At 72.3% G+C, this 21,262-nt stretch carries 24 protein-coding genes; 14 read left to right on the top strand and 10 right to left on the bottom strand.

From position 1 onward, the window contains the following. Positions 1–62: 62 nt before the first annotated feature. Complete coding sequence (locus ACFV9H_RS38355) at positions 63–854, bottom strand: tetratricopeptide repeat protein (protein ID WP_385408057.1); 792 nt, start codon at positions 852–854, stop codon at positions 63–65. Next, positions 851–1,843, bottom strand: a complete 993-nt coding sequence (locus ACFV9H_RS38350) for a GNAT family N-acetyltransferase (RefSeq protein ID WP_385408054.1) — start codon at positions 1,841–1,843, stop codon at positions 851–853. Before ACFV9H_RS38350 ends, ACFV9H_RS38355 begins: the two co-directional genes overlap by 4 nt. 117 nt (positions 1,844–1,960) lie before the next feature. On the opposite strand from ACFV9H_RS38350, the gene fdxA reads away from it, so the two are divergent. After that, positions 1,961–2,290 carry a ferredoxin gene (gene fdxA, locus ACFV9H_RS38345; protein ID WP_030868357.1) on the top strand — a complete coding sequence of 110 codons (330 nt, stop codon included), beginning with the start codon at positions 1,961–1,963 and terminating at the stop codon, positions 2,288–2,290. Between the two features lie 107 nt (positions 2,291–2,397). After that, a complete protein-coding gene (gene dapC, locus ACFV9H_RS38340; RefSeq protein ID WP_385408051.1) occupies positions 2,398–3,495 on the top strand; it encodes a succinyldiaminopimelate transaminase in 1,098 nt (365 codons plus the stop codon). 86 nt (positions 3,496–3,581) lie between these two features. Here dapC and ACFV9H_RS38335 read toward each other — a convergent pair whose 3' ends face one another. After that, positions 3,582–3,932 (bottom strand): ATP-binding protein, encoded by a 351-nt coding sequence (locus ACFV9H_RS38335; protein ID WP_385408048.1) that lies wholly within the window; start codon positions 3,930–3,932, stop codon positions 3,582–3,584. Between the two features lie 224 nt (positions 3,933–4,156). Continuing rightward, on the bottom strand, positions 4,157–5,119 hold the full coding sequence (locus tag ACFV9H_RS38330; protein WP_385408046.1) for a hypothetical protein: 963 nt from the start codon (positions 5,117–5,119) through the stop codon (positions 4,157–4,159). 77 nt (positions 5,120–5,196) lie between these two features. Here ACFV9H_RS38330 and dapE point away from each other — a divergent pair, with 77 nt between their 5' ends. Continuing rightward, entirely contained in the window at positions 5,197–6,276 is a 1,080-nt protein-coding gene (gene dapE / locus ACFV9H_RS38325) for a succinyl-diaminopimelate desuccinylase (RefSeq protein ID WP_385408043.1), read from the top strand. A gap of 64 nt (positions 6,277–6,340) precedes the next feature. Then, positions 6,341–7,099, top strand: coding sequence for a TIGR00730 family Rossman fold protein (locus ACFV9H_RS38320; protein WP_385408040.1), 759 nt, complete (start codon positions 6,341–6,343; stop codon positions 7,097–7,099). 307 nt (positions 7,100–7,406) lie between these two features. On the opposite strand, the gene folP is transcribed toward ACFV9H_RS38320, so the two are convergent. Further along, complete coding sequence (folP, locus tag ACFV9H_RS38315) at positions 7,407–8,267, bottom strand: dihydropteroate synthase (RefSeq protein WP_385408037.1); 861 nt, start codon at positions 8,265–8,267, stop codon at positions 7,407–7,409. Positions 8,268–8,343: 76 nt separating this feature from the next. Here folP and ACFV9H_RS38310 point away from each other — a divergent pair, with 76 nt between their 5' ends. Further along, a complete protein-coding gene (locus tag ACFV9H_RS38310) occupies positions 8,344–8,757 on the top strand; it encodes a DivIVA domain-containing protein (protein ID WP_385408034.1) in 414 nt (137 codons plus the stop codon). Then, a complete protein-coding gene (locus tag ACFV9H_RS38305; RefSeq protein ID WP_385408032.1) occupies positions 8,754–9,341 on the top strand; it encodes a DNA-3-methyladenine glycosylase I in 588 nt (195 codons plus the stop codon). Before ACFV9H_RS38310 ends, ACFV9H_RS38305 begins: the two co-directional genes overlap by 4 nt. A gap of 43 nt (positions 9,342–9,384) precedes the next feature. On the opposite strand, the gene ACFV9H_RS38300 is transcribed toward ACFV9H_RS38305, so the two are convergent. Beyond that, on the bottom strand, positions 9,385–10,188 hold the full coding sequence (locus ACFV9H_RS38300; protein ID WP_385408029.1) for an enoyl-CoA hydratase/isomerase family protein: 804 nt from the start codon (positions 10,186–10,188) through the stop codon (positions 9,385–9,387). Between the two features lie 333 nt (positions 10,189–10,521). Between ACFV9H_RS38300 and ACFV9H_RS38295 the strand changes: the two genes are divergently transcribed. Continuing rightward, on the top strand, positions 10,522–10,689 hold the full coding sequence (locus ACFV9H_RS38295; protein ID WP_003966491.1) for a DUF3117 domain-containing protein: 168 nt from the start codon (positions 10,522–10,524) through the stop codon (positions 10,687–10,689). Positions 10,690–10,836: 147 nt separating this feature from the next. Beyond that, on the top strand, positions 10,837–11,454 hold the full coding sequence (locus tag ACFV9H_RS38290) for a hypothetical protein (RefSeq protein WP_385408026.1): 618 nt from the start codon (positions 10,837–10,839) through the stop codon (positions 11,452–11,454). Between the two features lie 59 nt (positions 11,455–11,513). Here the strand turns inward: ACFV9H_RS38290 and ACFV9H_RS38285 are convergent, their stop codons facing one another. Then, the gene (locus tag ACFV9H_RS38285; RefSeq protein ID WP_030710037.1) at positions 11,514–12,176 is read right to left on the bottom strand and encodes an O-methyltransferase; all 663 of its coding nucleotides are present in this window, start codon (positions 12,174–12,176) and stop codon (positions 11,514–11,516) included. A gap of 178 nt (positions 12,177–12,354) precedes the next feature. On the opposite strand from ACFV9H_RS38285, the gene sigE reads away from it, so the two are divergent. The 5 genes from sigE to ACFV9H_RS38260 all read left to right on the top strand — a co-directional run bounded on the left by sigE (position 12,355) and on the right by ACFV9H_RS38260 (position 16,745). Beyond that, complete coding sequence (gene sigE, locus ACFV9H_RS38280; protein WP_385408023.1) at positions 12,355–13,131, top strand: RNA polymerase sigma factor SigE; 777 nt, start codon at positions 12,355–12,357, stop codon at positions 13,129–13,131. Further along, positions 13,128–13,817: a zf-HC2 domain-containing protein gene (locus ACFV9H_RS38275; RefSeq protein ID WP_385408020.1), complete on the top strand. Its 690-nt coding sequence runs from the start codon at positions 13,128–13,130 to the stop codon at positions 13,815–13,817. The genes sigE and ACFV9H_RS38275 overlap by 4 nt, the downstream gene beginning before the upstream one ends. Before the next feature lie 54 nt (positions 13,818–13,871). Continuing rightward, positions 13,872–15,281 carry a S1C family serine protease gene (locus ACFV9H_RS38270; RefSeq protein ID WP_385408017.1) on the top strand — a complete coding sequence of 470 codons (1,410 nt, stop codon included), beginning with the start codon at positions 13,872–13,874 and terminating at the stop codon, positions 15,279–15,281. A 118-nt stretch (positions 15,282–15,399) separates the two neighbouring features. Then, the gene (locus ACFV9H_RS38265) at positions 15,400–15,846 is read left to right on the top strand and encodes a sec-independent translocase (RefSeq protein WP_385408015.1); all 447 of its coding nucleotides are present in this window, start codon (positions 15,400–15,402) and stop codon (positions 15,844–15,846) included. 155 nt (positions 15,847–16,001) lie between these two features. Further along, positions 16,002–16,745 (top strand): hypothetical protein, encoded by a 744-nt coding sequence (locus ACFV9H_RS38260; protein WP_385408012.1) that lies wholly within the window; start codon positions 16,002–16,004, stop codon positions 16,743–16,745. Between the two features lie 139 nt (positions 16,746–16,884). Here the strand turns inward: ACFV9H_RS38260 and ACFV9H_RS38255 are convergent, their stop codons facing one another. The 3 genes from ACFV9H_RS38255 to ACFV9H_RS38245 form a co-directional block, all read right to left on the bottom strand. Continuing rightward, positions 16,885–18,054, bottom strand: a complete 1,170-nt coding sequence (locus tag ACFV9H_RS38255; protein WP_385408009.1) for an Mrp/NBP35 family ATP-binding protein — start codon at positions 18,052–18,054, stop codon at positions 16,885–16,887. 42 nt (positions 18,055–18,096) lie between these two features. Beyond that, on the bottom strand, positions 18,097–18,678 hold the full coding sequence (locus ACFV9H_RS38250; protein ID WP_385408063.1) for a DUF1003 domain-containing protein: 582 nt from the start codon (positions 18,676–18,678) through the stop codon (positions 18,097–18,099). An 85-nt stretch (positions 18,679–18,763) separates the two neighbouring features. After that, complete coding sequence (locus ACFV9H_RS38245; RefSeq protein WP_385408006.1) at positions 18,764–20,035, bottom strand: magnesium transporter MgtE N-terminal domain-containing protein; 1,272 nt, start codon at positions 20,033–20,035, stop codon at positions 18,764–18,766. Between the two features lie 188 nt (positions 20,036–20,223). On the opposite strand from ACFV9H_RS38245, the gene ACFV9H_RS38240 reads away from it, so the two are divergent. After that, positions 20,224–21,015 carry a hypothetical protein gene (locus tag ACFV9H_RS38240; protein ID WP_385408060.1) on the top strand — a complete coding sequence of 264 codons (792 nt, stop codon included), beginning with the start codon at positions 20,224–20,226 and terminating at the stop codon, positions 21,013–21,015. Positions 21,016–21,262 lie beyond the last annotated feature (247 nt).

The raw sequence follows: 21,262 nt of genomic DNA, 5'->3' as shown, positions 1-21,262 counted from the left end.
GGCTGGAATTGCCCGCCAGACCCGCGCGAATACCCAGCCCCGCCGGCGTTTGAGGCGCGGGGTCAGTTCAGGAGGGCTCTGGCGGCGGCAGCCTCGGCGCGGATGCGGGCCGCGGCGTCCGCGTCCACCACCGCCACCACCTCCGCGTACGCCTCCAGCTCGGCCGCGCCCTCCCGGAACGCGCCCCGTTCCACCAGCAGCCGCGCCCGGTCGTACCGCAGCGCCGCCGGATGCGACGGCAGCAGCAGCGACAGCTCCAGCGCCCACAGCGCGACCCCCGAGTGCTCCGGGCGGGCCGAGGCCCACGCGCGGATGTTGTTCAGGATGCGCAGCACGATGTCCAGGGTGCGGGCCGGGGTGCGGGGGCCGGAGGCCAGCTCCGCCGGGCCGGCGCCCAGCGACGCGCCACCCGCGAACGGGTCGACCACCACGCCCTCGTCCGGGTCGCCGAAGCCCACCACGAAGTGCCCCGGCAGGCCCAGCCCGTACACCGGCGCCCCCGCCCGCCGGGCGACCTCCAGCCAGACCACGGACAACAGGATGGGCAGGCCGCGGCGGCGGCGCAGGACCTCGTGCAGGAGTGAGGAGGAGAGGCGGTCGTAGTCGGCCGGGGTGCCGTGGAAGCCGAGCCGGCCGCCCAGCAGCTCCGTGACCGCCGAGGCCCACTCCCGCGCGCCCCGCAGCCCGTACGGCAGCATCCCGGCCAGCCGGTCCAGTTCGATCTGCGCCCAGTCCATGACCCTTTCGTCGAGGTCCGGGTCCGCCTCGGCCGCCAGCAGCAGGCACAGCACCGCGAGGTCAGGCCGCTCCGCCCGCGCCTCCGCCGCGAACTGCTCCCGCCAGGAGGACGTCACGACACCACCCGGTGGCGGTAGTGGTGGTACGCGTGGTGCGTCGCGAAGCCGAGGCCGTCGTACAGCGCCAGCGCCCCCGCGTTGTCCGTCTCCGCCTGGAGCCACGCCGCCGACGCGCCTTCCTCCAGCGCCTTGCGGGCCAGCGCCGCCATCACGGCCGTCGCCAGGCCCTCCCGGCGGTGCTCCGGATCGACCGTCACCGCCGCGAAGCCGGCCCACCGCCCGTCGACCACCAGCCGGCCGATGGCCCGGCCCCCGGGCAGCGCCGCGAACCACACCGACGGCCCCTCGACCAGCATCCGGCGTGCCAGGTCCGGGTCGGTGACCTTCCCGTAGCGCCCGAGCCACTCCTCGTCCGGGACGCGGGTCAGACGTACGGACTCGGCGGCGGGCGCCTCGACGTCGGCCACCGGGGCCAGCGCCCCGATCCGTACCTCCGCCGACACCTCGGACACCCAGCCCCGACGCTCCAGCTCCGCACACAGCAGTTCCTGCGCACCGGCGGCCCCCGTCGCGGCCTGCACGTAGGCCGGAAGCCCTCGTTCCGCGTACCAGGCGGTCACTCGCGCGAGTGCATCGTCCAGCGGTATCCCCGGGTCGCCGAGCGGTAGCACCGAGTTGGCCCGCCGGGTGAATCCGGCGGCGGCACGCAGCGTCCACTCGCCCAGCAGCTCGCTCTCCAGCGGCTGCCAGGACCGCGCCGCGACCCGTGAGAGCTCCTCGAAGGAGGCCGCCGGACCCCGCCTGCGGGCCGGCGCCGGGGGCACCACCTTGCCCGCCACCAGCGCGGATTCCGCGATGCGGACGGATTGGCCGTTCTTTCGTGTGATCACCAGCACACCCCGGTCCCAGGATGTGAGAACACCTACCGTGTCGGTGAACTCGGGTGATCCACTCAGGCCGCCCTCCACCCGTCGTACAGAGACTCGTTTACCCACGTCAGCCGGGGTGATACGAACCTCCAGCAGTCCGCCCGCAGTGAATTCCACAGCTCTGTCCGCCCCTCCTGTTCGGATCGTGCCCGGGAACGGAGATACTAGGTGCGGGCATCGACGACGCCGCGCTCCCGCGCGATATGGACAGCCCTACCGAGGAGGAACGAGAGCGTGACCTACGTCATCGCGGAGCCTTGTGTCGACGTCAAGGACAAGGCATGCATCGAAGAGTGCCCCGTCGACTGCATCTACGAGGGCCAGCGGTCCTTGTACATCCACCCGGACGAGTGCGTCGACTGTGGTGCGTGTGAGCCGGTCTGCCCGGTCGAGGCCATCTTCTACGAGGACGACACCCCGGAGGAGTGGAAGGACTACTACAAGGCGAACGTCGAGTTCTTCGACGAGCTCGGTTCGCCCGGTGGTGCCTCCAAGCTGGGCCTGATCGAGCGCGATCACCCCTTCATCGCGGCGCTGCCCGCCGACATCAACCCTTCTCACTGAGGGTTCCCGGCACAAGCGCCACTCGGTCCCGTACGGCCTGCACGCCGCACGGGACCGAGGTGTTTACCGACCCGCACGTCCAGCACCCAGAGAGAGCAGAGACCACCGTGGCCGCAGTATCCGACCGTCTTCCCGCCTTCCCCTGGGACAAGCTGGAGCCGTACAAGGCCATGGCGGCGGCCCATGCGGACGGCATCGTCGACCTGTCCGTCGGTACGCCCGTGGACCCGGTCCCGGAGCTGATCCAGCGCGCCCTGGTCGGCGCCGCCGACTCCCCGGGCTACCCGACGGTATGGGGCACGCCCGCCCTGCGCGACGCGATCACCGACTGGCTGCGCGGCCGCCTCGGCGCGAGCGCCGCCGGGCACCGCAACGTCCTGCCGGTCGTCGGCTCCAAGGAGCTGGTGGCCTGGCTGCCGACCCAGCTGGGCCTCGGCGCGGGCGACAAGGTCGCCTACCCGCGGCTCGCCTACCCGACGTACGAGGTCGGCGCGCGGCTGTGCGGCGCCGAAGCCGTCGTCTACGACGACCCCACCGAGCTCGACCCGACCGGCCTGAAGCTGCTGTGGCTCAACTCCCCGTCCAACCCCACCGGGAAGGTCCTCGCCAAGGAGGAGCTCATCCGGATCGTGGCCTGGGCGCGCGAGCACGGCATCCTGCTCTTCAGCGACGAGTGCTACCTGGAACTGGGCTGGGAGGCCGAGCCGGTCTCCGTCCTCCACGACGAGGTCTGCGGCGGCTCGTACGAGGGCATCGTCGCCGTCCACTCCCTCTCCAAGCGCTCCAACCTGGCCGGGTACCGGGCGGCCTTCATCGCGGGCGACCCGGCGGTCCTCGGCGAGCTGCTGGAGATCCGCAAGCACGGCGGCATGATGACCCCGGCGCCGGTGCAGGCCGCCACCGTGGCCGCGCTCGGTGACGACGCGCACGTCGAGGAGCAGCGCGTGCGCTACGCCGCCCGCCGTGCGGCGCTCCGCGCGGCCCTGGAGGCGCACGGCTTCCGGGTCGAGCACAGCGAGGCCAGCCTCTACCTGTGGGTGACCCGGGACGAGCCGTGCTGGGACACGGTCGCCCACCTCGCGGGGCTGGGCATTCTGGTGGCGCCCGGAGACTTCTACGGCGAGGCGGGCGCGCGGTTCGTGCGCGTCGCCTTCACCGCCACCGACGAGCGGGTGGAGGCGGCGGTCAAGCGCCTCGCGGGCTGAGCCCTCGCCGGATCGTCCGTACACGCCCGAAGGGGCCGGGAGTTCGCGCTCCCGGCCCCTTCGGCGATCCTGCGGTTCTACTGTGATCAGCCGAGCGGCAGGCCACCCGGCAGACCGCCGGTCGGCAGGCCGCCGGGCAGTGAGCCCAGCGGCAGCTCCTGCGCGGCCGGTACCGGCAGCCCGCCGAGCAGGCCGCCCGCCTTCCCGGCGACGTCGGCGGCCGGCACGGCCTGGGTGGCCGTGTCCGTGGCGGCGGTGGCGGTGTCCGTGGCCGTCGCGGTGGCGTCGGCGGTGTCGGGGGCGGTCAGGGCGCCCAGCTGGGGCACGGACTCCAGACCGGCGGCACTGGCCGCGCCGGCCGCACCGACCACGGGCGCTGTCCCGGCTGCGACGAGCAGCGCGGCACGGGCGATCCGACGGGTCAGGGGGAGGGACATGATGCTCCTAAGCGGTAGCGGCTGAGTACGCCGTGTACAACCGCTCGGGGGGCGGGAGGAGTTGCGGAGCCACCGGGTAAAGGATCAGTAACGCATCGTTTAATCGGCTTCCGGGAAAAGCTCATTGGATGCGCGCCCACCAGCACTTCTACCGGTGCCGAGGGTCCTCGCCCCGGCCACCGGGTCACCCCCGCACGGGTGACGTCTCGTACGTCTGACTCGTTTCACCGGGGCACGAAGATCCGTACGTCGTCCGGGCCCGCGCTCAGCGGGTCGCCGGTCCCCGACGTGCCGGGCGCCTTGTCGACCCAGCGGCCCTTGTTCTCGCCCGCGATCCACGCCTTGCCGTCGTACGCCACGCGCGAGAGGTTCAGCTCGGCGGCGTTCGCCACGGCCCAGTGCGCGAGCTCCCAGCCGCGCTGCCGGTCGACAGCGCCGTTCTTGCCCGTCGCCGGCACGGTGACCTCGGTCCGGTCCGTCGGCCCCGACCGCCCCGCCGAGGACGCGGGCGGGCCGAGCTTCGGCGCCGCCTTGTCCCCGAACACCCGGGTCAGCTCGGCCTTCACCTTGTCCGGATCGCCCGAACCGGGCCGCGGCGCGGGACCGGTGCAGGTCAGCGTTCCCGGAGCACCACCGGTGAACGCCGCCGCGAGCAGCGTCGCGTCCGGCTCGTGCTTCGCGTACGCCTGCGGGAATCCGCTGAGCTGGACCTGCTGCGCGGCCTCCGTCAGCGGCAGCCGCGCCCACCCCCGGACCTCCTTGAGGCGGTCGTAGAAGATTCCGGCCGAATACACCGGGTCCCGGATCTGTGCGGGCGTGCCCCAGCCCTGCGAGGGCCGCTGCTGGAACAGGCCCAGCGAGTCCCGGTCGCCGTGGTTCAGATTGCGCAGCGCCGACTCCTGCATCGCGGTGGCTATCGCTATCGTCACCGCCCGCTCCGGCATCGGCTTGCCCGTGCCCACGGCCGCGATCGTCGCCGCGTTCCCCGCCTGCTCGGGAGTCATCGAGTACGAGCCGCCCCCACCGGCGGCGCGGACGGTGCAGTGCGGCGCACCCTGACCGCCGGTCGAGTCCTGCTTGGCGGCGAAGTAACCGATGACCGCGAGCAGGACGAGCAGACCGGCGGCGGTGCGCAGCAGCCGGCGAGGGCGACGGGGGTGGTGATCGCTCTGGGACACGCGGCCCACCGTACTTGAGCCACATGACGCGTCCACCGGCCGGACGTGGAAGGTGCGCCACAGCCCGGGGCGTTAGGGTCAGAGCCATGTCCGAATCCGAGCTGGACCTCACCCTGGACGCCGCCGAGCTGACCGCCCGGCTCGTCGACATTCCGTCCGTGAGCGGCGACGAGAAGGTGCTCGCCGACCTCGTGGAACACGCGCTGCGCGCTCTGCCGCACCTCACCGTGGACCGTTTCGGAAACAACGTCGTGGCCCGTACGAACCTCGGCCGTGCCGAGCGCGTCGTACTCGCCGGCCACCTCGACACCGTGCCGATCGCCGACAACGTCCCGTCCCGCCTCGACGAGAACGACGTCCTGTGGGGATGCGGCACCACCGACATGAAGTCCGGCGTCGCCGTACAGCTGCGCGTCGCCGCGACCGTGCCCGAGCCGAACCGCGACCTCACCTTCGTCTTCTACGACCAGGAAGAGGTCGCCGCCGACCTCAACGGCCTCGGCAAGGTCGCCGAAGCCCACCCCGACTGGCTGACCGGCGACTTCGCGGTGCTCCTGGAGCCCTCCAACGCCGAGGTCGAGGGCGGCTGCCAGGGCACCCTGCGCGTCCTGCTGCGCACGACCGGCGAGCGCGCCCACTCCGCCCGCAGCTGGATGGGCTCCAACGCCATCCACACCGCCGGCCCGATCCTGGCCAAGCTGGCGGCGTACGAGCCGCGCAAGCCGGTCATCGACGGCCTGGAGTACCACGAGGGCCTCAACGCTGTCCGCATCGAGGGCGGCGTCGCCAACAACGTCATCCCCGACGGGTGCACGGTGACGGTCAACTTCCGCTACGCCCCCGACCGCAGCGAGGCCGACGCCATCGCCCACGTCCGGGAGGTGTTCGCGGACTGCGACATCGCCGAGTTCGTGATCGACGACTCCTCTCCCGGCGCCCTGCCCGGCCTCTCCCACCCGGCGGCCGCCGCCTTCATGGAGGCCGTCGGAGGACACGCCATGCCGAAGTTCGGCTGGACGGACGTCTCCCGCTTCAGCGCCCTCGGGGTCCCGGCGGTCAACTACGGCCCGGGCGACGCGCTGCTGGCCCACAAGGTCGACGAGCGCGTCGAAACGAAGGCGATCCTGCACTGCGAAGAACGACTCCGTGCCTGGCTGACCGCCTGAATTCCGCTTCCCGTCACCTTCGTGCGCCTACCCTGATCCAACGATCAGCAGGAGGGAGCACATCATGGGCAACCCCGAGAGTTCCGCCCGTCGTCGGCCCGAGGAGCAGCAGCTCGGGCCGGTGCTGAGGAGGCGGAGCCAGATCAAGGCGGGCAGTACGACGGACCAGCGGCTGCTGGATTCCGCCGGGCCCTCCGAGTGGGTGCACACCGATCCCTGGCGGGTCCTGCGCATCCAGTCGGAGTTCATCGAGGGCTTCGGAACGCTCGCCGAGCTGCCGCCCGCGATCAGCGTGTTCGGCTCCGCGCGGACCCCGGCGGGCACACCGGAGTACGACGCGGGCGAACGGATCGGGCGGGCGTTGGTCGACGCCGGCTTCGCGGTGATCACCGGCGGCGGGCCGGGCGCGATGGAAGCGGCCAACAAGGGCGCCCGCGAGGCGGGCGGCATCTCGGTCGGCCTCGGCATCGAGCTGCCCTTCGAACAGGGCCTGAACCAGCACGTGGACCTCGGACTGAACTTCCGGTACTTCTTCGTCCGCAAGACGATGTTCGTGAAGTACAGCCAGGGCTTCGTGGTCCTGCCGGGCGGCCTCGGCACGCTGGACGAGCTCTTCGAGGCGCTGACCCTGGTCCAGACGCAGAAGATCACCCGCTTCCCGATCGTGCTGTTCGGCACGGAGTACTGGAGCGGGCTGGTCGACTGGCTGCGGGGCACCGTGATCGCCCAGGGCAAGGCCTCGGAGAAGGACCTCTACCTCTTCCACGTCACGGACGACGTGGACGAGGCGATCGCGCTGGTGACGAAGGAAGTGGGCAAGTAGACCCACCGGGCAAATCCGGCTCCGCCAGGGGGCACCTCCCAGCAGTAGCCGGGGAGGGTCTGGGGCGGAGCCCCAGTTCGGGAAGGGGCGGGGTGGGGAAGGTTCCGCGCAGCGGCCCCGCCCCGCGCCCCGAGGGGTGGGGGCCGCCGGGGCCGGGGTACCTCCTCGGGCGCCGAACGTTTCCACGGGTCGGAAAGTGCAGCGGGGTCGTGTGCGGCGCCCTGTGGGGGCACCCCGACGCACACCCGGCCCCGGGGGCGCGGGTACGGCCCCGGGGGCAACCCGTCGCGGGGCTGTGTTCGGTGCCTCAGGCCAGGCCGCGCCGGGCCACCGCCGGGGGCCGGTGGCCCTGGATCGAGGCCACCATGTCCAGGATCTGCCGGGTCTCGGCGACCTCGTGGACGCGGTAGACCTGCGCGCCGAGCCAGGCCGAGACGGCCGTCGTGGCCAGGGTGCCCAACAGGCGCTCCTTGACCGGCCTGTCGAGGGTCTCGCCGACGAAGTCCTTGTTCGAGAGGGAGACCAGGACCGGCCAGCCCGTCGCCGTCATCTCGCCCAGCCGGCGCGTGGCCTCCAGCGAGTGGCGGGTGTTCTTCCCGAAGTCGTGGCCCGGGTCGATCATGATCGCGTCCCGGCGGACGCCGAGCGAGGCGGCCCGTTCGGCCAGGCCGACCGTGACCTCCAGGATGTCCGCCATGACGTCCTCGTACTCGGTCCGGTGCGGCCGGGTGCGCGGCTCCACCCCGCCCGCGTGGGTACAGACCAGCCCGGCGCCGTGGCGCGCCGCGACCTCGGCCAGCTTGGGGTCCACCCCGCCCCACGCGTCGTTCAGGAGGTCGGCCCCGGCCTCGCACACGGCCTCGCCGACCTCGTGCCGCCAGGTGTCCACGCTGATCACCACGTCGGGGTGGCGGCGCCGCACCTCGGCCACGAAGCCGACCGTGCGCCGTGCCTCCTCGACCGCGTCCACGTGCTCGCCCGGGCCCGCCTTGACCCCGCCGATGTCGATGATCGCGGCCCCCTCGGCGACCGCCTGCTCGACGCGGTCCAGGGCCGGCTGGTCGAGGAACGTCGCGCCCTGGTCGTAGAAGGAGTCCGGCGTCCGGTTCACGATGGCCATGATCACCGGCTCGTGGGTGTCGAACTCGCGCCTGCCCAGTCGCAGCATCCTGCTCTTTCCTCCTTCGGCGGCCCTTGCGCCTCGTCTGCGACCTTAACCTGGTGGCCGGAGTCTCTCAGGGGAGTTGATCGTGTTCTTCTTCTTGATGATCGCGCTGGTCGTGGTCGTGGCAGCGGTCACCCTCGCGGTGATCGGCGGCGGCTCGGAGGCCGTCCTGCCGGAAGCGGAGCCGGACCGGGTGGCCGACGCGCTGCCGGAGACCCGGCCCGTCGTACGGGCGGACATCGACGCGCTGCGGCTGCCCGTCGCGCCGCGCGGATACCGGATGGCCGAGGTGGACGACGTACTGGACCGGCTGGCGGCGGAGCTGGCGGAGCGCGACGCGCGGATCGCCCAGCTGACGGCCCACGTCATGGCGGGGCCGCAGGACGCCGTGCCGGGCCACGCGGCCCCGGCGGATCAGGCCGACCACACAGGCCACACCGACCACACCGACCACGCCGACCAGGTCGACCTCACGAAACACGGCGAGCGATGAGCGTCGCGGTCGTCGGCCCGGACGGGGCGCTGCGCTGCCCGTGGGCTCTGTCCACGGGGGCCACCGGGGAGTACGTCGTCTATCACGACACCGAGTGGGGCCGCCCCGTCCACGGCGACGACGCGCTGTACGAGCGGCTGTGCCTGGAAGCCTTCCAGTCCGGCCTGTCGTGGATCACGATCCTGCGGCGGCGCGAGGGCTTCCGCAAGGCCTTCGCCTCCTTCGAGATCGCGGCGGTCGCGGAGTTCGGGCCGGCGGACGCGGAACGCCTGCTCGCGGACGAGGGGATCATCCGCAACCGGGCCAAGATCGAGGCGACCCTGGCCAACGCGAAGGTGCTCGCCGGGTGGGAGCCGGGCGAGCTGGACACCCTGATCTGGTCGCACGCCCCGGAAGAGCCCGGCCCGGCCCCGCGGACGATCGCCGACGTCCCGGCCGTCACCCCCGAGTCCACCGCGCTGGCCAAGGCGCTCAAGAAGGCCGGCATCCGCTTCGTCGGCCCCACCACGGCCTACGCCCTGATGCAGGCCTGCGGGCTGGTCAACGACCACCTGGCCGCCTGCGCCTCCCGCAGCCCCGCCTGACGGGCGGTGGCGGGGCCGACAGCCCCGGCCCCGCCCCGACGGCCTAGCGGCCCAGGTACTTCGGCGGCTGCTTCGCGAGGAAGGCCTGGACGGCGATGGAGTGGTCCTCGGAGGCTCCCGCGCGGGTCTGCAGGACGTCCTCGTGCTCCAGCGCCTCGGCGAGGGAGTGCGAGGCCCCGTAGGCCAGGGACTCCTTCAGCGCGGCGTACGCGACGGTCGGACCGGCGGCCAGGGCGCGGGCCACGGCCTCGGCCTCGGCGTGCAGGGAGTCCGCGGGCACCAGGCGGTTGGCGATGCCGAGCTCGAACGCCTCCTGGGCCTTCACCGAGCGCGGGAAGAGCAGCAGGTCCGAAGCGCGGGAGGCGCCGACCAGGCGGGGGAGGGTCCAGGAGACCCCGGAGTCGGCGGTCAGCGCCACCCCGGCGAACGAGGTGTTGAAGGACGCCGTGTCGGCGACGACCCGGAAGTCCGCCGCCAGCGCGAAGCCGAAGCCGGCCCCGGCCGCGACGCCGTTCACCCCGGCCACCACCGGCTTGGGCATCTCCGTCAGCGCCCGCACGATCGGGTTGTAGTGCTCCGCGACGGTGCTCATCGTCAGCGAGGTGCCGCTCTCGCGGTCCGACGCCAGGTTCCCGATGTGCTCCTTGAGGTCCTGGCCCACGCAGAAGGCCCGGGTGCCCGTCGCGGTGAGCAGGACGGCCCGTACCGCCGGGTCCGCGGCCGCCGCCCCGACCGCGTCGCGCAGGGCGACCTTGGCCTCGGTGTTCATGGCGTTCATCGCGTCCGGGCGGTTGATCGTGACGGTCGCGAGTCCGTCGGTCACTTCGTAGAGCACGCTGTCGGCCATGGCAGGGGGTCCCCCTTCGTCGCGGGCTTGGCTACCGACCGGTACCGGTCGGTGCAAGGGTCAGCATGGCGGACCGGACGGCACGCGCACATGTGATGTGCGTCAAAGAAAGCGGACCGCAGTCGCGGGGTGCAGCGGCGAAGTATCGCAGGCGGGTCCCCGAAATGAGTGGTTTTGGCCGAGCGCGTTGCCGAAGCGTTCACAGGCGATGTTGGTCATCGGGTCCTGACATGCGGGATAATGGCTGGGAAGCAATGTGTTCGATGCCGGGTACTAGGCGCCTGAATGGGGCCGTCGGCTGACGATGAGCTGGTTTCAGGAAGGGGAACGAGCATGGCGGCCATGAAGCCGCGGACGGGCGACGGCCCGCTCGAGGTCACCAAGGAGGGGCGGGGCATCGTCATGCGCGTACCGCTCGAGGGCGGCGGTCGGCTTGTCGTCGAGCTGACCCCGGACGAGGCGGACGCCCTGGGTGACGCCCTGAAGAAGGTCGTCGGCTGACCTGTCGGCACCAATCGCATTACGCATTCTGCATTCTCTGCGCTGCCCCGATCGCGATGAGCGGTCGGGGCAGCGTTGTGTCCAGGACCGTGACCTTGATCGTGAACGTGTGATCGTGATCGAGGCGCTGACCGCCGGAGCCGTGCCGTGACGTTTTCCCCGCCCGCCCCGCCCGCTTTCGTGGACTGCACCCCCCGCGAGAAGGCGGCCCGGATCCTCACCGACGCGCTGGCGCCGGCGAACCTGGTCGTGGGCCTGCTCCTGCTGATCGGCTGGCACAGCACCAGGTCCTGGACCGGACTCGGCTGGGGGCTGCTCGGCGCCCTGTTCTGCGGGGTGGTCCCGATCGGGATCATCGTGCTCGGCGTGCGGCGCGGGGCGCTGACCGACCAGCACATCCGGGTACGGCGCCAGCGGATGGTCCCGATGGCGCTGAGCCTGGTGTCCGTGGTCGCCGGGATCACGCTCCTGCACGTGCTCGGCGCGCCGGCGGACGTCTTCGCGCTCGTCGTCGCGATGCTCGTCGGACTGGCCTCGTCCCTGCTGGTGACCGTCGGCTGGCAGATATCCATCCACATGTCGGTGGCCGGCGGCACCGTGATGATCCTGCTGCTCGTCTTCGGAGCACCGGTGCTCCCCGCGGCCCTGTTCGCCGCCGCCGTCGGCTGGTCGCGGCTCGTGCTGAGGGCGCACACGCCGGCCCAGCTGCTCGCGGGCACCGTCCTCGGCGGCACGGCGGCCCTGACCTTCGCACTGCTGCGCTGACGGGTCGTACGGCCTACGGGCCTACGGGCCTACGGGCTTTCGGGACGACGGCCGCGGGCTCAGCGGCGGACGGCGCACAGCAGCCCGTCGCCCACCGGGAGCAGCGCGGCCTCCAGCGCCGGGCTCTCGCGGACGCTGCGCAGCAGCTCGCGGACGCGGAGCACTTCCACGGGCTGGGCCGCGGAGTCGACCGTACGGCCGTCGGAGAACACCCCCTCGAAGCAGACCAGTCCGCCGGGGCGCAGCAGGCGCAACGATTCAGCGAGGTAGTCGAGGGACTCGGTCGGGTCCCCGTCGCAGAAGACGAGGTCGTACCCGCCGTCGGCGAGCCGGGGCAGTACGTCGAGGGCGCGGCCGGGGATGAAGCGGGCGCGGTTGCCCGCGAAGCCGGCGGCGCGGAAGGCCTGGCGGGCGAAGGCCTGCCGGTCCGGTTCGGGATCCACCGTGGTCAGGACCCCGTCGGGGCGCATTCCGTGGAGGAGGTGGATGCCGGAGACGCCCGTTCCGGTGCCGATCTCGGCGACCGCCTTGGCGTCCGCGGTGGCGGCCAGCAGGCGCAGCGCGGCCCCGGTACCGGGGGAGACGGAACGCAGGCCCGCTTCCCTGGACCGGTCGCGGGCCCACCGCAGAGCGTCGTCCTCGGCGACAAACGCGTCGGCGAACGCCCAGCTCGTCTGCCGGTTGCCGGTAATGACCCTCTCCTGTCCCCATAGTTGGCGCAACGGTGACTGTATCCGTTGGCGTCGGGAACCCGCAGATGGGACCGGGCGTTGTGAAGGGTGGAGGCGGGACGAGAAGGGACGGTGCCGGGCAGATCGGCGGCCGGGACCGCTTCGGGGTCTAAGAACCGCGTAAAGATACTGCAAAAATGCTTATCCGGAGCTGACAGAGGGGGTGGCTATGGTAGGGACTCCGCTGGACACCACCAGAGCCGACAGGGGAGGTGCGGCTGCGCCTGTGGATCGTGGGGGCGTGTTGAGACGCCTCTTCTGGTCGGCCGGTGAGCCGAAATCCGTGACCAACATTGCTGACAGCTTCCACACCGCCACCGCAACCACCGCGACCTTTGCCGCCGATGCGGGCTCCCAGGCGTGGACCCCTCCCTCGTGGGAGGAGATCGTCAGCACGCACAGCGCGCGGGTGTACCGCCTTGCCTACCGTCTGACGGGCAACCAGCACGATGCCGAGGACCTGACCCAGGAGGTCTTCGTCCGCGTCTTCCGCTCGCTGTCCACGTACACGCCCGGCACCTTCGAGGGCTGGCTGCACCGCATCACCACGAACCTCTTCCTCGACATGGTCCGCCGCAAGCAGCGGATCCGCTTCGACGCGCTCGCCGACGACGCCGCCGAGCGGCTGCCGAGCCGCGAGCCGTCCCCGCAGCAGGTGCTGCACGACACCCACTTCGACGCGGACGTCCAGCAGGCGCTGGACACCCTCGCGCCCGAGTTCCGCGCGGCCGTGGTGCTGTGCGACATCGAGGGCCTGTCGTACGAGGAGATCGCCGCCACCCTCGGCGTGAAGCTCGGCACCGTGCGCAGCCGAATCCACCGGGGCCGTTCCCACCTGCGCAAGGCGCTCAAGCACCGTTCCCCCGAAGCCCGCGCGGAACAGCGCGCGCTGGCGGGAGTCGCGGTGGGCGCGCCCGGTGCCGGGGGAGAGGGCGGAGCCGAGTGAGCGAAGTCAGTCCGTCCCCCGCCGAACAGCACCTGGGCGACCGCCTCGCCGCCTTGGTGGACGGGGAGCTGAACCACGACGCCCGCGAGCGGGTGCTCGCCCACCTCGCCACGTGCGCCAAGTGCAAGGCCGAGGCCGATGCGCAGCGCCGGCTGAAGAGCATGTTCGTGGAGAGCGCGCCGCCGCCGCTGTCCGCCGGGCTCCTGGCGAGGCTGCAAGGGCTGCCGGGTGGCGGTCTCGACGGCCCGTCCGGCCCCCTGGGCCCGTCCGGTCCGGCGGGTTCCGCCGGTCCTGCGGGCGATCAGCCGGCCGATCCCTTCGGCTCGTTCGCGTACGCCCTGGCGCCCACGGCCCTCCCACCGCAGCAGGAGGGCTTCCGGATCCACGAAGTGGGCCGTCCGCGCCGCCGGTTCGCCTACGTCGCGGCGGGAGCCGTGTCACTGGCCGCGCTCGCCCTGGGCGGTGCGCTGCCGATGGAGATCGCCGAGCCGAACGTACGCGGTGAGCAGCCCGCCCCCGCCTCCCGGCTGCCCGGCCCCGTGGTCTCCGTGGCCGACGCCGCGGTCCGCGACCGGGAGCCGTCGCCCGCCGGCGGCCCGACCCTCCTGTCGACCCTGGCGACCCCGCTGCCGCCGCTGCACCCCACCCCGTCGGGTACTCCGCGCCCGGTCTCCCTGCTGCGCTGACCTCGCACCTGGTTGAATCTGCGGCACATGCGGATAGGTACGCGGGGAGCGCCCATGGCCGACAGGCAGCAGACCGAACCGGCTCCGTCGTGGTGGAGCCGGCCCCAGGGCGTGGCCGACGGCCGCGGCGAAGGGGTCCCGGCCCCCAGGCCCGAGGGCGGGCCCGGGGGCACGGTCCGGGACGCGGGGCAGGAGCCGGACCGGGACGAGGTCCGGGAGCACGACGAAAGCCCTGACCAAGGACCCGTCCAAGGCCCGGCCCAGGAGGCGGGCCGGGAGCAGGAGACGGCCCGCGGAGTCCGGTACGACCCCTGGGGCGCCCAGCCCCTGCAGGTCGTGGACCGCGGCCGGGAGGGCCGCGGGTTCCGGCTCTGGCAGGTGGTGGCCCTCAGCGTGGGCACCGCCCTGCTCGCCGGCGGCATCGGCGGCTACCTCGGAGTGCTCGCCGAACGGCAGAGCAGCACCCGGCTGGAGCTGCCCCAGGCGGGGATCGCGGACAAGGGCCGCGCGCCCGACAGCGTGGCCGGCATCGCGGCCACCGCACTGCCCGGGGTGGTGACCCTGCACGTACGGAGCGAGAAGGGCGGCGGTACGGGCACCGGCTTCGTACTCGACCAGCAGGGGCACATCCTGACCAACAACCACGTGGTCGCCGACGCCAAGGAGATAGCGGTCACCTTCAGCACCGGTGAGAGCGTCACCGCCGAGCTGGTCGGCCGCGACTCCGGGTACGACCTGGCCGTGGTCAAGGTCAGCGGGGTGCGCGGACTCCAGCCGCTGAGCCTCGGCAACTCCGAGAACGTGAAGGTCGGCGACCCGGTGGTGGCCATCGGCGCCCCCTTCGACCTGTCCAACACCGTCACCGCGGGCATCATCAGCGCCACCGGCCGGCCCGTCACCGCGGGCGGGGACAAGGGCGACGGCAGCGACATCAGCTACGTCGACGCCCTCCAGACCGACGCCCCCATCAACCCGGGCAACTCCGGCGGCCCCCTCCTCGACGCCAAGGCCCACGTGGTCGGCATCAACAGCGCGATCCGGGGCGCCGACAGAGGCGGCGACGGCGATGGAGGGGACCGGCAGGGCGGCTCCATCGGCCTCGGCTTCGCCATCCCCATCAACCAGGGCAAGCGCGTCGCCGAGGAACTCATCCGCACCGGCCGCGCCACGCACCCCGTCATCGGCGTCACCCTCGACATGGAGTACACGGGCGACGGAGCCCGGGTCGGGGACAAGGCCGAGGACGGCAAGCCGTCCGTGGTCTCCGGCGGGCCTGGCGCCCGGGCCGGGATCAAGGCCGGCGACGTCATCACCAAGGTGGACGGGCAGCGCGTGCGGGGCGGTGACGAGCTCATCATCAAGATCAGGGCCCACCGCCCGGGCGACCGGCTGGCCCTGACCGTGCTCCGCGAGGGTCGGGAGCGCACGCTGGAGGTCGTCCTCGGATCGGCGAACGGCTCATGAGCGCCGCGTGACGGGCGGGTGAAACCAGTACGGGGCGGGCCCGCAGGTATGGGCGCGCGGAGAAGGCCGGGTACCGTGTGTCGGGGCCCGCAGTGACAGAGAGCCGAGGAGCGGCAAGGTGTTCAACGACATAGGCGCACTCGAACTGGTCACGATCGTGGTGCTCGCCATTCTGGTCTTCGGCCCGGACAAGCTGCCCAAGGTCATTCAGGACGTCTCCGGGGTCATCCGGAAGATCCGTGCGTTCTCCGACAGCGCCAAGCAGGACATCCGCTCCGAACTCGGCCCGGAATTCAAGGACTTCGAGTTCGAGGACCTGAATCCGAAGAACTTCATCCGCAAGCAGCTGACCGAGAACGAGGACCTCAAGGAGATCCGCAGCAGCTTCGACCTCCGCAAGGAGCTGAACGACGTCACCGACGCCGTCAACAGCAAGGAGGCCGATTCGGCTGCCGCCTCCGCGGGTGCCGCCGCCACGCCCGCCGGCACCGGCCCGGACCTGCTGAAGAAGCCCGCCACCCCGGCCGCCGACCAGCGCGCCCGCTTCGACGCCGACGCCACCTAGGCCTCTGTCCGGGGGTGTGTTCCGGTCGGATGACACCCCCTGAGTCTCCGCCTGCCCGACGATCCGGGGTCCGATGGCTATCCTCCATCTGTCCGGATGTAGGACGCCCGAGGGGGGCGGGCCGTTCCGGACCCCACGGAACGAGAGGCCGCCCCATGGAGACGACGAGCAGCAGCCGGGTAGGTGCGCAGACCGCCGAGGCGCCCGCGCCCGCCGCCGAACCCGCGCAGGATCCGCAGACCGCCCCGGAACAGCCGCAGCAGCAGGCGCCGCAGCCGCAGGAGGCCGCCGCGCCCGTCCCGGCGGCCCGCCGGACCGCCGAGGGCTACCTGAGGGCCGACTTCCCCTGGTACGGGCTGGACGGGGCCTTCACCGGCCCCCGCTGGCTCATGCAGGTCGGCACCGGCGCCGACGGCACCGTGGAGCACGGCTCCACCGGCCACGGCGACGAGCCGTCCGCACGGGGCGAGATCGCCACCGGCGAGAAGGAGCGCTTCGCGGTGGTCGTCACCGTCGCGAGCAACCCGCTGCGCCGCAGCGGAGACGGCACCGGCGTCCTGGAGGCCACCTCGGTCTCCTCGGCGGCCTGGCTGGCCGGCTCCGGACTGCTGGCCTACAGCTGGCCGGGGCAGATGGACCACTCCATGCGCGACGACTGGCTCGACCAGCAGACCGAGGCCGCGTGGGAGCTCGCCGACGATCTGGGCGGGGAGGACTGGTCGACGCTGTCGCTGCCGGTGGACGGGGAGCCGACGCCGTTTCACTACCGTGAGTCGGAGTTCGGGTGGGTGCTGGCCGGGTCCACGCGGGGCGGCGTCCATTTGGGTGCGTACGGGCGGGGGATGAGCGCGTACGGGCTCGGGTTCTCGGTCATCGCGGACCTGGCGACGTACGAGTAGCGGGGTCCGGGCAAGCGAAAGGGCACCGCTGGTCGGCGGTGCCCTTTTCACGCTGCGCGGCCCGGTGCGGGCCGTCGGTAGGGCTGTGCCCACCCGTTCGCACCCGTTCCGCCCTGCGGAACGATTGCCCACAGCCTCCCTAGAACTTGTTCCTCGGGGTGATGCCCAGGGACATGCCCGAGAGGCCTCGGGCTCGGCCGCCCAGCTTGCCGGCGATCGCGCGCAGGGCCGCGCCGGCCGGGGAGTCCGGGTCGGACAGCACGACCGGCTTGCCCTCGTCGCCGCCTTCGCGCAGGCGCACGTCGATCGGGATGGAGCCGAGCACCGGCACGGTCGCGCCGACCGTCTTCGTCAGGCCGTCGGCGACCTTCTGGCCGCCGCCCGAGCCGAACACGTCGACCATCTCGTCGCAGTGCGGGCACGGCAGGCCCGACATGTTCTCGACGACGCCGACGATCTTCTGGTGGGTCTGGACGGCGATCGAGCCGGCCCGCTCCGCGACCTCGGCGGCGGCCTGCTGAGGGGTGGTCACGACGAGGATCTCCGCGTTCGGCACGAGCTGGGCCACGGAGATCGCGATGTCACCCGTACCCGGCGGCAGGTCCAGCAGCAGCACGTCCAGGTCGCCCCAGAACACGTCGGCCAGGAACTGCTGGAGGGCTCGGTGCAGCATCGGACCGCGCCACACGACCGGCGCGTTGCCCGGGGTGAACATGCCGATGGAGATGACCTTCACGCCGTGCGCCGACGGCGGCATGATCATGTTCTCGACCTGGGTGGGGCGGCCGTCGACGCCCAGCATGCGCGGCACGCTGTGGCCGTAGATGTCCGCGTCGACCACACCGACCTTCAGACCGTCCGCGGCCATCGCCGCGGCCAGGTTGACGGTGACCGAGGACTTGCCCACGCCGCCCTTGCCGGACGCGACCGCGTACACGCGGGTCAGTGAGCCGGGCTTGGCGAAGGGCACCTCGCGCTCGGCGGTGCCGCCGCGCAGCGTGGCCGCGAGCTCCTTGCGCTGCTCGTCGCTCATCACGTCGAGGGTGACCGCGACGGAGGTGACGCCCGCGACCTTCTCGACGGCCTCGGTGACCAGCTTGGTGATGGTCTCGCGCATGGGACAGCCCGACACGGTCAGGTAGACGGTGACGGCGACCGCGCCGCCGTCGCCGATCTCCACCGATTTGACCATGCCGAGCTCGGTGATCGGCCGGTGGATCTCGGGGTCGTTCACCGTCGCCAACGCGTCCAGGATCGCGTCCTGCTCGGGCGCGGAAGCGTCGGCGGCGGAGCTTGTGTCGGTAGCCATGCCCCGATGGTACGGCTCGGTAGCAGGCCTCGGGAAAGCCCGTCAGCGGTCGCCTTCGTCACGTTCCTGCGGGAATAGCCGCCGCTCGTCCATCTCCTTGATCAGGTCCTGGAACTCGGACCGGATCCAGTCACGCGTGGCGACCTCGCCCAGGCCCATCCGCAGCGCCGCGATCTCCCGGGTCAGGTACTCGGTGTCGGCGATGGAGCGCTCGTTCTGCTTGCGGTCCTGCTCCAGGTTGACGCGGTCCCGGTCGTCCTGCCGGTTCTGCGCGAGCAGGATCAGCGGGGCCGCGTACGAGGCCTGCAGCGAGAGCATCAGGGTCAGGAAGATGAAGGGGTACTGGTCGAACCGCAGGTCGTCCGGGGCGAAGATGTTCCACAGCACCCAGACGATGATGACGATCGTCATCCATACGATGAACCGGCCCGTGCCGAGGAACCGCGCCACCCGCTCCGAGAGCCGCCCGAACGCCTCCGGGTCGTACTCCGGCAGCAGCCGCCGTCGTGAGGGCCGCGGCACGTCGAGGCGGGCCCGCGGGCGCGCCAGCGCGGTGGAACCCGTGCTCACCCCGGACTTCGCGGCGCGCTCGGAGGAACGTTCCGCCGAGGCCTCGCCCGCCAGGGCCTGCGCCCGCGCCAGCTCGCGCCGCTCACGGTTCTGCTCCCGGCGTCGCTCGCGCGCCTGCTCGCGCTCGGCGCGCCCCCGCTCAGTGGCCACGTACGGCCTCCTCCGAGTGGAAGTCCTTCTCGCGCCAGTCCTCCGGCAGCAGGTGGTCGAGCACGTCGTCCACCGTCACCGCGCCCAGCAGCGAACCGCTCTCGTCGACCACCGGCACCGCCACCATGTTGTACGCGGCCAGGTAGCTGGTCACCACCGGCAGCGAGGCGTTCGGACGCAGCGGCGGCAGGCCCGTGTCCACGATCGAGCTGACCAGCGTGAACGGGGGATCGCGCAGCAGCCGCTGGAAGTGCACCGTGCCCAGGTACTTGCCGGTCGGCGTCTCGTCCGGCGGCCGGCACACGTACACCTGGGCGGCCAGCGCCGGCGACAGGTCCGACTGCCGTACGCGGGCCAGCGCGTCCGCGACGGTCGCGTCCGGGCGCAGCACGATCGGCTCGGTGGTCATCAGACCGCCGGCGGTGTTCTCCTCGTAGGACAGCAGGCGCCGCACGTCGGCCGCGTCGTCGGGCCGCATCAACGTCAGCAGCCGCTCCTTGTCGTCCTCCGGCAGCTCGGACAGCAGGTCGGCCGCGTCGTCCGGGTCCATCGCCTCCAGGACGTCGGCGGCGCGCTCCTCCTTCAGCTTGCCGAGGATCTCCACCTGCTCGTCCTCGGGGAGCTCCTCCATGACGTCCGCGAGCCGGTCGTCGTCGAGGGCGTTGGCCACCTCGGCGCGCCGCTTCGGCGTCAGGTGGTGCAGTACGTTCGCCACGTCGGCGGGGCGCATCTGCTCGAAGGTGGCGACCAGGTTCTCGGCGCCCTGCCCGTGCTCCTCCAGGGAGAAGCCCGTCACCGCGGACCACTCCACCGTCAGGGTCTCGCCGCGCCGGCGGAGCGCGCCGCCCTTGCCCTTGCGCACGAAGATCTTGTCGATCTCCCAGTCGCGGCGGGCCGGCAGCTGCTGGATGGCCACGTCCAGGACGGTGACCTCCTCGCCGTCCGCGACCAGCTTCACCCGCCGGTCCAGCAGCTCGCCGAGGATCAGCCGCTCGGTGGGGCGCTGCTCGAAGCGCCGCATGTTGACGACGCCGGTGGTGATGACCTGACCGGACTCCACGCCCGTGACCCGGGTCATCGGCAGGAAGATCCGGCGCCGGCTGACCACCTCGACCACCAGACCCAGCAGGCGCGGCGGCCGACCGCCGACGCGCAGCATCGCCACGAGGTCGCGGACCCGCCCGACCTGGTCGCCATTGGGGTCGAAGACGGGCACACCCGACAGATGCGAGACGAAGATCCGCGGGGCGCCACCAGCCATCCGAGCGCCTCCTAGAGCGTCGATCCTCAGTCCTGCCGCCCCTCAGGCTAGCCCGTGCCCGGTGCAAGCGTCCTGGTGGGGCGGTCCGCCCGGGGGTGTGCGGGTACTCGGGGCGCGGTCTCGGCGGGCGGCGCGGCGCCCGGTACGCTGCCTGCTGCTCGAAGACGAACGACGAGAGGCACGTGCCCGTGACCGCCTACTTCCCTGCCGCGCGCCTGCGCCGGGCCGCGTTCATCGGTGCGTTGTGCGCGGGACTCGCCGTCACCGGCACGGGCTGCGGGTCGGATCCGGACGAGGGGACGAACGGCGTCGGCAAGCTCTCCGCCGACAAGATCGAGGAGAAGGCGAAGGCGGCCGCCACGGGCGCCGACTCGGTGCACCTGTCCGGCACGCTGGTGAGCGGCGGCAAGTCCTTCACCCTCGACATGCGGCTGAAGTCCGACGGCGGCTCGGGCGAGGTGAAGTCGCAGGACGACACCTTCCAGCTGCTGCGGGTGGGGGAGCAGCTGTACCTGAAGGCGAGCGCGGCGTTCTGGGGCCAGTCCGACTCGGCCGGCAAGCTCGGCGACAAGTACGTGAAGGTGCCGGAGAGCGACCCGACGTACAAGCAGTTCCGCGGCTTCACCGACATGCACGTGCTGCTGGACGGGCTGCTCGGGCTCGAGGGCAAGCTCGCCAAAGGCGACTACACCAAGGTCGGGCACACCCGCGCGGTCCAGGTCACGGCGGACGAGGGCAAGGGCGGCAAGCTCTCGGTCTCTCTGGAGGGGACCCCGTACCCGCTGCTGATGGAGCGGGCGGGTGGCGCCGGCCGGGTGGAGCTCGCGGAGTGGGGCAAGACGTTCCCGCTGGACCCGCCGGCGCAGGACCAGACGGTCGACTACGGCTCGCAGCTGCCGACCACCAAGGACCAGGGCGGCGGCTCCGCCCCGGCCCCCTCCAAGGGCTCGGGCCAGGGATCCAACCCAACAAAGCCGTAGCCCTGCGGGACGCTCGGCCGGGCGGGGGGCGAGCCCGGCCTGAGGCCCGGCCCGAACCCCGGCCTGCCGGGCCGGGCCGGCCCAAACCCGGCCCCGCCGGCGCCTGGGCGCGCACCCTCCGCGGTGTGCTCGCGCCTCGCCTGCGTTTGAGGCGCACCCATCCAGCCTCGCCGGCGTTTGAGGCGCGGGGTCTGGGGCGGAGCCCCAGTTTCGGGAAGGGGCGGGGTGGGGGAAGGCTCCGCGCAGC

The organism is Streptomyces sp. NPDC059874 (assembly GCF_042731135.1).
Taxonomy (GTDB): Bacteria; Actinomycetota; Actinomycetes; order Streptomycetales; family Streptomycetaceae; genus Streptomyces.
Note: the sequence above shows the minus strand (reverse complement) of the source record. Positions and strands in the feature narration are given on the sequence as shown.